This is a genomic window from Ruegeria sp. HKCCD4884 (assembly GCF_013110855.1).
GTDB lineage: Bacteria > Pseudomonadota > Alphaproteobacteria > Rhodobacterales > Rhodobacteraceae > Ruegeria.
Genome location: NZ_WVRJ01000002.1, coordinates 52,043 through 63,564, shown reverse-complemented (window position 1 = coordinate 63,564; position 11,522 = coordinate 52,043). Strand labels below are relative to the sequence as shown.

General features: G+C 57.9%; 11 protein-coding genes. 4 read left to right on the top strand and 7 right to left on the bottom strand.

Features of this window, described 5'->3' with window-relative positions; all coding sequences use genetic code 11:
* The first annotated feature begins 31 nt into the window (after positions 1 to 31).
* Positions 32 to 571, top strand: a complete 540-nt coding sequence (locus tag GS636_RS02685; RefSeq protein ID WP_171668361.1) for a GNAT family N-acetyltransferase — start codon at positions 32 to 34, stop codon at positions 569 to 571.
* A gap of 37 nt (positions 572 to 608) precedes the next feature.
* Here GS636_RS02685 and GS636_RS02680 read toward each other — a convergent pair whose 3' ends face one another.
* From GS636_RS02680 to GS636_RS02650, 7 genes are all read right to left on the bottom strand, one after another.
* Entirely contained in the window at positions 609 to 1,655 is a 1,047-nt protein-coding gene (locus tag GS636_RS02680) for a Hint domain-containing protein (protein WP_171668360.1), read from the bottom strand.
* Positions 1,656 to 1,776: 121 nt separating this feature from the next.
* On the bottom strand, positions 1,777 to 3,267 hold the full coding sequence (locus tag GS636_RS02675) for a replicative DNA helicase (RefSeq protein WP_171668359.1): 1,491 nt from the start codon (positions 3,265 to 3,267) through the stop codon (positions 1,777 to 1,779).
* Positions 3,268 to 3,492: 225 nt separating this feature from the next.
* The gene (locus tag GS636_RS02670; RefSeq protein ID WP_171183461.1) at positions 3,493 to 4,173 is read right to left on the bottom strand and encodes an orotate phosphoribosyltransferase; all 681 of its coding nucleotides are present in this window, start codon (positions 4,171 to 4,173) and stop codon (positions 3,493 to 3,495) included.
* 137 nt (positions 4,174 to 4,310) lie between these two features.
* Positions 4,311 to 5,492 (bottom strand): ammonium transporter, encoded by a 1,182-nt coding sequence (locus GS636_RS02665; protein WP_171668358.1) that lies wholly within the window; start codon positions 5,490 to 5,492, stop codon positions 4,311 to 4,313.
* 189 nt (positions 5,493 to 5,681) lie between these two features.
* Entirely contained in the window at positions 5,682 to 6,164 is a 483-nt protein-coding gene (locus tag GS636_RS02660) for a nicotinamide-nucleotide amidohydrolase family protein (RefSeq protein WP_171668357.1), read from the bottom strand.
* Positions 6,161 to 6,658 (bottom strand): phosphatidylglycerophosphatase A, encoded by a 498-nt coding sequence (locus tag GS636_RS02655; RefSeq protein ID WP_171668356.1) that lies wholly within the window; start codon positions 6,656 to 6,658, stop codon positions 6,161 to 6,163. Before GS636_RS02655 ends, GS636_RS02660 begins: the two co-directional genes overlap by 4 nt.
* Entirely contained in the window at positions 6,655 to 7,785 is a 1,131-nt protein-coding gene (locus GS636_RS02650; RefSeq protein ID WP_171668355.1) for a bifunctional 2-C-methyl-D-erythritol 4-phosphate cytidylyltransferase/2-C-methyl-D-erythritol 2,4-cyclodiphosphate synthase, read from the bottom strand. The genes GS636_RS02655 and GS636_RS02650 overlap by 4 nt, the downstream gene beginning before the upstream one ends.
* Before the next feature lie 181 nt (positions 7,786 to 7,966).
* Between GS636_RS02650 and dusB the strand changes: the two genes are divergently transcribed.
* Genes dusB through GS636_RS02635 form a run of 3 tightly spaced genes read left to right on the top strand, consistent with a single transcriptional unit; the run spans position 7,967 to position 11,402 of the window.
* Entirely contained in the window at positions 7,967 to 8,950 is a 984-nt protein-coding gene (dusB, locus tag GS636_RS02645) for a tRNA dihydrouridine synthase DusB (protein ID WP_256369047.1), read from the top strand.
* Positions 8,947 to 10,035 (top strand): nitrogen regulation protein NR(II), encoded by a 1,089-nt coding sequence (locus GS636_RS02640; RefSeq protein ID WP_171668353.1) that lies wholly within the window; start codon positions 8,947 to 8,949, stop codon positions 10,033 to 10,035. Before dusB ends, GS636_RS02640 begins: the two co-directional genes overlap by 4 nt.
* Complete coding sequence (locus GS636_RS02635; protein ID WP_171668352.1) at positions 10,035 to 11,402, top strand: response regulator; 1,368 nt, start codon at positions 10,035 to 10,037, stop codon at positions 11,400 to 11,402. The genes GS636_RS02640 and GS636_RS02635 overlap by 1 nt, the downstream gene beginning before the upstream one ends.
* The last annotated feature ends 120 nt before the right edge of the window (positions 11,403 to 11,522 follow it).

Sequence of the window (11,522 nt, the reverse complement as noted above, 5' to 3'; positions counted from 1 at the left end):
TCGGGACCGCAGCAGTAGGAGTACGCAAATTATGGAGTTTTCGACGGGGCTAACACCGGATCCTTCTACTTTGGTTCAGTTGTTTGCGGATGTTTTTTCAGCATCCGAAGGAGAGGATGAAGGCGCGCTGATCGGCGCGTTTGTGCAAGACCTGATCGAAACCACCCCACCTGAGGATCTGGTCGTGTGCACAGCACATCGCCATCACGAGTTGCTGGGATGCGCCATCTTTTCTCGGGTCGTGTATCCACAGGATACGCGTTCTGTGTTCATTCTGTCGCCGATGGCCGTCACCACAGGCAGCCAGAAAACTGGTGTTGGCCAAGCGTTGATTTCCTACGGGCTGGACCAACTGCGGGCCAAAGGTGTGGATGTTGCTCTGACCTACGGTGATCCTGGGTACTATTGTAAAACGGGGTTCACGCAGATTACTGAGGACACTGCGCAACCGCCACTGTCGCTGAGCCATCCGCATGGGTGGTTGGGGCAAGCGTTGAACGGTCTGGAACTGACGTCACTGACAGGCCCGTCGCATTGCGTGGCTGCGTTGAATAATCCAACGCTTTGGTGAGCCTCAAAAAGCTGAAGCCGCCCAACGGGATTTGCCTTTAGATCAGAGGTTGATCAAGCATCGCCTTGCTGTTGCGTATGTGGCGGGCAACCAGTGTCTTTTGCCGCCGTCCGCTGGGGATATGGCAAGCAGGTGCCATTTCTTGATCACTGATCAGGGACGGGAACAGCGTGAGCAGTTCCTGTTGCGCTTCTGGTGAAAGCGATTTCAACGCTTCTGGTCCAGTAAAAAGGCTTTCACTTGGCGCGCCTTCGGCAAACAGAACAACGTGACGCTCAAAAATGAGGTGATGATAGGTCACTTTGGTCGCTAAATCGTCGACGTAGATGCCAGGCAACTCGGTCAATCGGATGGCCGAGATCAAAACGTCCCGCGTTGCAAACATCCGCTGCGCAATGGCCGAGCGGACCAACATCCGATGTTGGCGCGATACAATCAGGTCACGGCGCGGTAAACCATGACCCAATGAACCAGCCATTATGCAGACCGGGTACAGCTCTGGTTTCTTCAAAAGATCCGCGTGTCGCAGGGTTCGTGACAGGCGCATTCGTACCGTTTCCAGGGTGCCATCGGTTGTCATGACGCGCATTCCGGGTTTGATGTCCTGAACGTGGACCTCGCCCTGATCGGTCAGAATCAACGTGTCCGAGGTGAAACAAGGGGCGCCGGGACTTGGATTTGGATCCTGAACAAAATTCACCCCATCGGTTGAGGACAACGAAGACGTATCATCCGTGCCATTGCTGCCGATCTGGGTTGAGGTCTGACCGTTTGCCGGACCCTGGGTGGCCGTTACCTGCGCATCGAAAGACACAAAGCTGAGAACCGAACCGTTGTCGGACAATGAGACAGCGCCCAATCGGTTGATACGGGCCGTGACCACGTAATAGTCGAAGCCGCCCACCGTCGTCATTGTCGCGGTGTCGACATCTGTGGAACTGCGCACTGTGCCATTTGGATTATAGACATCAACCTGAAGCCCGGTGACATCCGTTCCGGTCGGCACACGGACTTCAATGAAATCCCCGTCCGGCGCAAAATTCGGGCCGTTCCGATATCTGATTTCCGAGATGATCGCGGGCAAAACTCGGGGCCTCCGACCAGTATGAGCGTGCTGTGCAGGTTAACTTTATCTACCTTAACACAGCCTAAAAACTACGCCACCAGTTCGACCAGCGGCGTACCCATTGTCAGAAGCAGTGTGATCAGTATCCCTCGATTTCGCCGCCCTGTTGCCAGGGTTTAACAAGATTGCCAAAGCGGGTGAATTGGGCTTCGAACGAAAGCTCGACCGTGCCGATCGGACCGTGGCGCTGCTTGCCAACAATGACCTCGGCCTTGCCGTGCAGGCGTTCCATGGCCTGCTTCCACTCTTCCATCTTTTCCAATTCGTGATCGCCGGGTTTTTCGCGCTCTTTGTAATATTCCTCGCGGAATACAAACATCACCACGTCCGCATCCTGTTCGATCGAGCCCGATTCCCGCAGGTCAGACAGCTGAGGACGCTTGTCGTCACGGTTTTCCACCTGACGGCTCAGCTGTGACAGCGCGATGACCGGGATGTTCAATTCCTTGGCGATGGCTTTCATGCCCATCGAAATTTCAGCAATCTCGTTTACCCGGTTGTCTGACATACCGCGGCAAAGCTGCAGATAGTCGATCACCAGCAGGTCTAGCCCATGCGTCCGCTTCAACCGCCGCGCGCGGGCGGCAAGCTGTGATATCGGCAGGGCAGGTGTGTCGTCGATGAACAGGGGGCAGGCTTCGAGTTCCTTGGCTGCGTCCACGAAGCGGCGGAACTCGGCCTCGGTCATATCACCCTGACGGATCTTGTGGCTGGAAATCTCGGACGCTTCGGCCAGCACACGGCCCGCCAATTGCTCGGCGCTCATCTCGAGCGAGAAGAACCCAACCACACCACCGTCAATCGCGCCTTCTGATCCATCCGGTTTCTGTCCGCGTTTGTAGGCTTTGGCCACGTTGAACGCCACGTTCGTCGCCAGCGAGGTTTTCCCCATCGACGGACGCCCGGCCAAAATGATCAGGTCGGACGGGTGCAGGCCACCCAACTGCTTGTCCAAGTCGGCCAGACCGGTGGAAATCCCCGCCATGCCGCCACCACGCTGGTAGGCTTCATTGGTGACGTTGACGGCTTCTGTGACCGCCTTGAGGAAGGATTGGAAACCTTGTTCGGTCTGGCCCTGCTCGGATAGCTGATAGAGCTGCTGCTCGGCCTCGACGATTTGTTCTTTGGGCTCACTGCTGACTTCGACCCGCGCGGCCTTGTCCGAAATATCGCGGCCAAGACGTATCAATTCGCGCCGAATGGCGAGGTCATAGATCATCTGGGCGTAGTCATGCACCGCAAAGGCGCTGATCGAGGCCCCGGCCAGCTTGACCAAGTAGGTTGGACCGCCCAGTTCCTTCAAACCTTCATCTTCGCCCATGAACGATTTCAATGTGACGGGCGAGGCCAGCGCGTTCTTGGCGATACGGGCGGCGGCGACTTCATAAATTCGGGCATGGACCGGATCATAGAAATGCTCGGCCCCGATGATCGAGGCGACACGGTCATACAAATCGTTATTGGTCAGAATCGCGCCCAGCAATTGCTGCTCGGCCTCGATGGAATGCGGCATGGTTTCGGCATTCTGAATCTGCGCCGCTGCCTGCTCGATACTGCTGATCTCGTTCATCTTGTCCCCGCTGCCCGTTAGGGGGTTTTACACGCGAAACGCCACCGCAAGCTATCTGGAAATACCTGTGGCTAAGTTGGGGTAAAGCCTAGGGATAACTTTCCGGACCGTTTGGATACCTGCGTATGCGTAGCTTATTATGTATGATCTGCGGGAAAAGTCACCAGATATCGTGGCCCATGCTCCGATTCTTGTGCACTTATCCCCAATTTGCCCACAAGAGGTTTACGTGGATTTATTCGCCTCTTGCCAGCCACGTGGATCGTTCAGGAACGCCTCAACACCGTCAAGTGTCTCTTGGTCAAAGGCTTTCTGTGCCTTGGCTTCGGCCAGAACGTCCCACCATGTGCACAGCGAATGCAGCTTTACGCCATGGTCGCCCAGCGTCTTTTCGGTTTCGGGGAAAATGCCATAGTAGAAAATCACCGCAGTATGCCCGCAGGTCGCGCCGGTTTCGCGGATAGCGTCCACAAAAGACAGCTTGCTGCCACCATCGGTGGTCAGATCTTCGACCAGCAGCACACGCTCGCCTTCGCTCATCGCGCCTTCGATGCGGGCGTTGCGACCATAGCCTTTGGGTTTCTTGCGCACATAGGTCATTGGCAGCGCCATGCGTTCTGCCACCATGGCAGCAAAGGGGATGCCTGCCGTCTCACCACCTGCGATATTGTCGAACGCTTCGAACCCGGCATCGCGCATCACGGTGACGGTCAGGAAGTCCATCAAGGTCGACCGGATGCGCGGGTACGAAATCAGCTTGCGGCAGTCGATGTAAGTCGGGCTGGGCAGGCCGCTTGCCAGCGTGAACGGCTCGCGCGCATTGAAATGAACGGCTTTGATCTCCAGCAGCATCCGCGCAGTCAGGCGGGCGATTTCGGTGCTGTCGGGAAAGGAACTGGGGATCATGGCGCAAACCTCGGGGCTGAAAACACGTTGCGGGCTGATAGCCCGAGCGCTGGCCCGGAGTCGAGAGGGTCGCAAAAGAAAAGCGGACCCCCAAGAGGTCCGCTTTTCGCCCTTTCGGGCAGAGCGCCAAGGTGGGCTTAGCTGCTCATGTCGTAGGCGCGTTCCCCGTGTACCGAAAGATCGAGCCCATTTGTTTCGGTTTCGGCGTCTACGCGAAGCGGGGTGATAAGTGCAACCACCTTCACCAGCACAATCGTGACAACTGCCGTGAAGACACCCACGATCATCAACCCGCCCAATTGCGCGGCCCATGTGCCAAGGCCAAACGCAGCGATCATGATGGTGCCGAAAATGCCGCCGACGCCATGCACCGCAAAGACATCCAGCGTGTCGTCGATATTCAGCTTGTTGCGGATGACATTGACGGCTTCCTGACACAGGACACCGGCGACCGCACCGATGATCAGCGCTTGTACCGGACCCACAAAGCCGGATGCCGGTGTGATCGAGGCCAAACCGGCAATGGTTCCCGTGACCAGACCAACCATCGACGCCTTGCCAAAGCGGATACGTTCCCACAGGGCCCAGGTCAGCGACGCGGTTGCGGCGGACAGATGCGTGACTGTCATGGCCATTGCGGCGCCGCCATCTGCGGCCAGCTGTGATCCGCCATTGAAGCCGAACCAACCCACCCACAACATCGCAGCACCAACCATGACATAGCCGGGGTTGTGCGGGGGTGTGGTGCGGTTGCGGCGCGGGCCAAGTATGACGGCGATGATCAGAGCGGCCAGACCAGCGGTTTCATGGACTACGATTCCGCCCGCAAAGTCGCGTACACCGATCTCACCCAGAATACCGCCATCAGCCAGCATTCCGCCGCCCCAGATCCAATGGACGACCGGCGCGTAACAGAGCAGCATCCAAAGGGCTGAAAAGGTCAGGACAAAGCCAAAGCCAACACGTTCGACATAGGCGCCAACGATCAAGGCCGGTGTGATGATCGCAAAGGTCATCTGAAAGGCGAAGAACAGGATCTCGGGCAGGGTACCCGCAAGGCTATCGGCATCAACACCGTTCAGGAACGCTTTGCCCAAACCACCCCAAACCCCGCTTTCTCCAGGACCAAAGGCGATCGAGTAGCCTGCAACCAGCCACAAGATGCTCATCAAACAGGCGATTGAGAAGCAGTGCATGAACACGCTGAGCACATTTCGGGCACGTACAAGCCCGCCATAGAACAGGGCAAGGCCCGGCAATGTCATGAAAAGGACCAGTGCGGTTGCAACGATGATCCAGGCTGTATCGGCTCCATTCATGGGCCGCTCTCCTTTCCCCTGCGTTTGGTCAGGGGGGCTATTCGCCAGCTCTCCGGACCCGTGTGAGTGTGTGCGCAGCCTTGAAACCGAGGGGGAGTGAGGAAAAAAGAGGCAGACTTGTAAAAGGCGCTTAAAATGTCGCCTTTTGTTCAAGTGATGACAGTTTTTGCATCTTTTGATGCGGTGCGCCTAAATAATGGGCGCTTGTGAAAGTTCGTTTTTGAGTAACTCTAACGCGTGATCCCGCGCCGCCAGACGCACAGCTTCCCGACCCAACGCGCCAAATTCGATGGTTTCGGTCTGCGTGTCCTGACCATCGCGAGCCAGTCCGAAACACACGCGCCCTTCCGGTTTGAACTCGGATCCGCCCGGTCCGGCAATGCCCGTGATCGACACGGCAAGCTGCGCCTGAGAATGACGCAGGGCGCCGTCGGCCATCTCGCGAGCGACCTCCTCTGACACTGCGCCATGCGCGGTCAGCGTCTCGGCCAAAACGCCCAGCATGTCCTTTTTGGCTGCGTTGGTGTAAGTGACAAAGCCCCGGTCAACCACAGCGGAGCTGCCGGGAATATCGGTCAGGGCCGCAGCCACCATCCCGCCCGTACAGCTTTCAGCCGTGGCGATCATTTCCCCTTGCGCCTTGGCAAGATCCAACAGTTCGCTCACGTTCACAAGCCCAGTACTCCGTGTGCTATTCCCGCCAGTATCATCACGCCGATGGCTGCAAAAACGCCTGCGATGACGTCGTCGAGCATAACACCCATCGGATCGCCACGCCTGTCGGCCCAACCAACGGGACCCGGCTTGGTGATGTCGAAAAGGCGGAACAGGATGAACCCAGCCACCCAACCGGGCCAAATGGCGGTAATGTCGATCCCATGGGCCCAGGACGGGTAAGAAATCGCCCAAAGCGCGATGAACTGGCCTGCGACCTCATCAACGACGATTTCTGACGGGTCGTGATCATCTTGGCCCTCGGTCATCACGCGGGTTGCCCAAAGGCCGCCAACAAAAACGGCCAGCGTTGCAAGTGCCAGCAGGGGAAACCCACCCAGCGTGTGCAGCACCCAAACCATCGGCAACGCCGCCAGGGATCCCCAGGTTCCGGGGGCAGGGCGCAAATAGCCTACGCCGCCAACCGTGCCGATCACCTGTGCTGCGGTCATGCCTTCACCAGGCAGGCTGTGGCGAGCGAGGCGATCCCTTCGCTGCGACCAGTAAAGCCCAAACGCTCAGATGTGGTGGCCTTGACCGAGACCTGATCTGCGCTTAACCCCATGATTTTAGACATTTCGACACGCATGGCAGCGGCATGAGGGCCGATCTTTGGATACTCGCAGACCAAGGTGCAATCGACGTTCGAAATGCGGTATCCCATCTGCCCGGCCAGCTCGACCGCATGGCGCAGGAAAATCTCGCTGGCAGCACCCTTCCATTGCGGATCTGAGGGCGGGAAGTGTTGACCAATGTCACCCTGCGCCAAAGCGCCATAGATCGCATCGGTTACGGCGTGCATCCCAACATCTGCATCCGAGTGCCCCTGCAATCCGCGTCCATGAGGCACCTTCACGCCACACAGGATAACGTGATCCCCTTCGCCAAAACGGTGTACGTCGTACCCGTTGCCAAGCCTTACATCCATATCCGTTCCCATTATCCGTTCCGCCCGGGCAAAATCCTCGGGTCGGGTGATTTTCAGATTGTCCGCGTCGCCGGGGACAATACAAACGTCAAGGCCTGCCGCGCGGGCGACCTCCACATCATCCGCAGCCCCGCCAGAATGGGCCGCGTGGGCGGCAGTGATGGCATCATAATGAAAGCCCTGCGGTGTTTGCGCGGCGTAGAGGCCATTGCGGTCCTGCGTGCCCGTTACGGCGTCGTCTTGCCCAACCCACAGCGCATCCGTGACAGCAAGCCCCGGGGCAGCCGCCTGATGCGTTTCCAGCGCGGTCAGCACGTCCTGTATGATGCGCGATGAGACACAAGGGCGGGCCACGTCGTGGATCAGAACATGTTGAACACCCAATCCTTCTACGGCCTTCAGTCCGCCCCGGACCGAGCTTGAGCGATCTGATCCGCCAGATGCGAGGATCAGATCTGAATTGCGAAACTCTTCCCATGCGGGGGTGTCTTCGTCAGAAAGCACCAGAACGATGTGATCCACCTGTCCGCGAAACTGCTCGATCGTCCAGTCGGCCACACGACGCCCCGCAAGGCTGCGCCATTGCTTGGGCACGCCGCTTCCGGCGCGCAACCCGCGCCCCGCGGCGACTATAATGGCGGCTGTGGTCATGTCTCGGGCGCTCCTTCGTCTTGGCTGTGTTTAGGCGGCGGTGAAAGCAGAGGCAATCACCCAAGGTAAAACGATTAAAAAATAGGCATGTGATGATTTTGCGGGCTTGTTTCACGCCGTTTTGTTGTTCATATGCGCGGAATTCGATATCAAATCAGCAACTGCCCAAGGATTAAGCACGTTGACCCTTCACCTCGCTGACAAGGAAGTAAACCCACCAGTATTGCTGGCCCCGATGGCCGGAATCACGGATCGCCCGTTTCGCGATCTGGTGATGCGGTTTGGTGCCGGTATGGTGGTAAGCGAAATGGTTGCCAGCCAGGAGATGGTGCAAGCCAAGCCTGGCGTGCGCGAACGTGCGGAACTGTCAGCGGATGTCGAAAACACTGCTGTGCAATTGGCCGGGCGCGAGGCGCATTGGATGGCTGAAGCCGCTCGTCAGGTCGCCGACAGGGGCGCACGGGTGATCGACATCAACATGGGCTGTCCCGCCAAGAAAGTGACCAACGGTTATTCTGGTTCGGCGTTGCTGAAGACGCCGGATCATGCGCTGACCCTGATCGAAGCCGTGGTCAGTGCCGTTGATGTGCCGGTGACCTTGAAAACCCGGTTGGGCTGGGACGACTCTCTGCTAAACGCACCAGACGTGGCGCGACGGGCGCAGGACGCCGGTATTCAGATGGTCACGATTCATGGGCGCACGCGATGTCAGTTTTACAAAGGCCATGCCGATTGGCGGGCGATCCGGGCCGTGAAAGAGGCTGTGTCGATTCCAGTCATCGCAAATGGCGATATCGTGGATACTGCGGCCGCGCAGACTGCGCTGGGTCAGTCGGGCGCAGATGGGGTGATGGTTGGGCGCGGCGCGCAAGGCAAGCCCTGGCTCTTGGCGCAGGTATGCCATGACCTATTCGGGGCAGAGGCCCCTGAGATTCCGGTCGGCGCGGACATGATAGACATGGTGCAGGCGCATTATCAGGCGATGCTGTCCTTTTATGGGGCGGATCTGGGCCTACGCGTCGCCCGCAAGCATCTTGGCTGGTACATGGATGAAGCCGGGACGCCAGCGCCTTTGCGGCGGGCCGTTCTGACCTCACGCGATCCAAACGAAGTGTTGCGCCTGCTGGCGGATGCATTGAGTGAGACGGGCGAGGTGGCGGCATGAACTCGAACGCCAGCATCTGGAACTCATTGCCCGTTCCGGCCTTCATCATTGATCCGGGCGATCGCATTTCTGATGTGAATGCGGCAGGTGAGGGGTTTTTGAACGCGTCACGCAAGGCTGTGATCGGCCATCCCGTGTGGGATCAGATCGCCGTGGATGCACCGCTTGAAGAGGCTTTTGAGCGTGCACGGACCTATGGCACGCCTCTGTTTGTAAACGATGTTGACGCCGGATCAGGCAATCGTGCGCCGTTGCAATGCGCGCTGCAGATCGCGCCGTTGGTTGGGTATCCGGGATCGATGATCATGATCATCTCGCCACGCGAATTGTCGGGGCGGATGACACGAGGCAACACCGTAAAATCGGCGGCTCAATCGGCTATAGGAATGGCCGAAATGTTGGCGCATGAAATCAAGAACCCGTTGGCCGGGATCACGGGTGCCGCGCAGTTGCTAAGCATGAATATCCCGGCGCAAGATCTTGAACTTACGGATCTTATTGTGGCTGAAAGCCGCCGGATCGTGAAGCTGCTGGAGCAGGTTGAACAATTCGGTAACTTGCAGAAACCCGACTTCAAACCTGTCAATATCCACGATGTTTTGGATCGCGCCCGCCGGTCTGCATTGCTGGGGTTTGGCGCGGATATGACGATCATCGAAGATTACGACCCGTCCTTGCCGCTGGCATTCGGAGACCCGGATCAATTGTTGCAAGTGGTGTTGAACCTGCTCAAGAACGCGTCCGAGGCTGCCGGGCCACAAGGCGGAACTATTCGGCTACGGACCTATTTCGAACACTCTTTCCGATTGCGCCGCAGCGATGGGTCAGGCCATTCGCTGCCTTTACAGATCGAGATCATAGACGACGGCCCGGGCCTGCCCGAAGACATTCGCGGCGATATCTTTGATCCTTTTGTTTCAGGCAAAGAGAATGGCACCGGCCTCGGACTGGCGTTGGTGAGTAAGATCATATCGGACCACGACGGCTGGATTTCGGCCGATTCTGTCCCCGGGCGAACCGTATTCAAACTGTCGCTGCGCCGCGCACCGCGCGAAGACGCCGAGCACAAAAAGGAGACCACCTAATGGATGGCACAGTACTGGTTGCGGATGATGACCGCACGATCCGTACCGTTTTGACACAGGCCCTGACGCGTGCCGGGTGCAAGGTACATGCGACATCGTCTCTGACCACGTTGATGCGCTGGGTCGGCGAGGGCAAGGGTGACGTGGTGATCTCTGACGTGGTCATGCCCGATGGCAACGGGTTGGAAATGCTGCCAAAGATTGCCCAGGATCGCCCGGGTCTCCCCGTCATTGTGATTTCTGCACAAAATACGATCATGACGGCGATTCAGGCCGCAGAGGCAGATGCCTATGATTACCTTCCCAAACCGTTCGATCTGCCGGACCTGATGAAGCGAACCGCACGTGCGCTGGATCAGAAACAACGTGCCCAGCCAGAGCCTGCCGAAGCGGAAAGCGAGCGCCCGGACGAGCTGCCTTTGGTTGGACGCACCCCAGTGATGCAGGCCCTCTACAGGCTGGTTGCTCGGGTCATGAATACCGATCTTTCGGTGATGATTTCTGGTGAAAGCGGCACTGGCAAGTCTTTGATTGCGCGTGCCATTCACGACTTTTCTGACCGTCGCACCTTGCCGTTTGTCACCGTTACAGCGGCAGAACTGCGGGATCTGGAAGGCCCGGCGCGTGTTTTGGCACGGGTACGCGGCGGCACGCTTCTGATTGATGAGATTGCCGACATCGATGATGAGGTTCAGGCCCGGATCGTGCGCATGATGGATACGCCTGGTGATCACGTTCCGCGTTTCATGGCCACCAGCCAGTCGGATTTGACGGAAGGCATGGAAACCGGACGCATTCGTCAGGATCTGTATTACCGATTGTGCGGCGCCACCATTCATGTGCCGTCTCTGCGCGAAAGAGTGGACGACATTCCGCTTTTAGCCGAGCATTTCTTGGCCCGCGAAGAACGTGAAAGTGGAGCAAAACGTTGGCTCAGCCCCGAAGCGGTGGAACTGGTTCGCCGCTATTCTTGGCCCGGTAACGTCAGGCAACTGGAAAACGCGGTGCGCAGATTGGGTTTGACCAGCCGCGCGGATGAAATCTCGAAGGCCGAGGTGGAAATGGTTCTGGGCAGCCAGCCTGAGGCTGAACCGGTTCTCAGCGGTGGTGAACGTGAAAAACTGTCAACCTCGGTCGAGCGACACCTGCGGCGGTATTTTGATCTGCACGGAAATATTCTGCCGCCGCCGGGCCTGTATCAGCGCATTTTGCGCGAGGTTGAGGCCCCCTTGATCGAAATTGCACTGGACGCAACCGGCGGAAATCAGGCGAAATGTGCGGATTTGCTGGGAATCAACCGAAATACGTTGCGAAAAAAGATTACGGACCTCGATATTCAGGTGACACGCCGCCGCAAACTGATGTAATATCGCCACACAAACCGTGGCATCCCGGCATCTGTTGGGAAAAGATCACGATATATGGCGGTAAGCCGCAAACGCGGCACATCAGGATGAGGGCAGACGGTGGCAACCCGAGCACAGAGC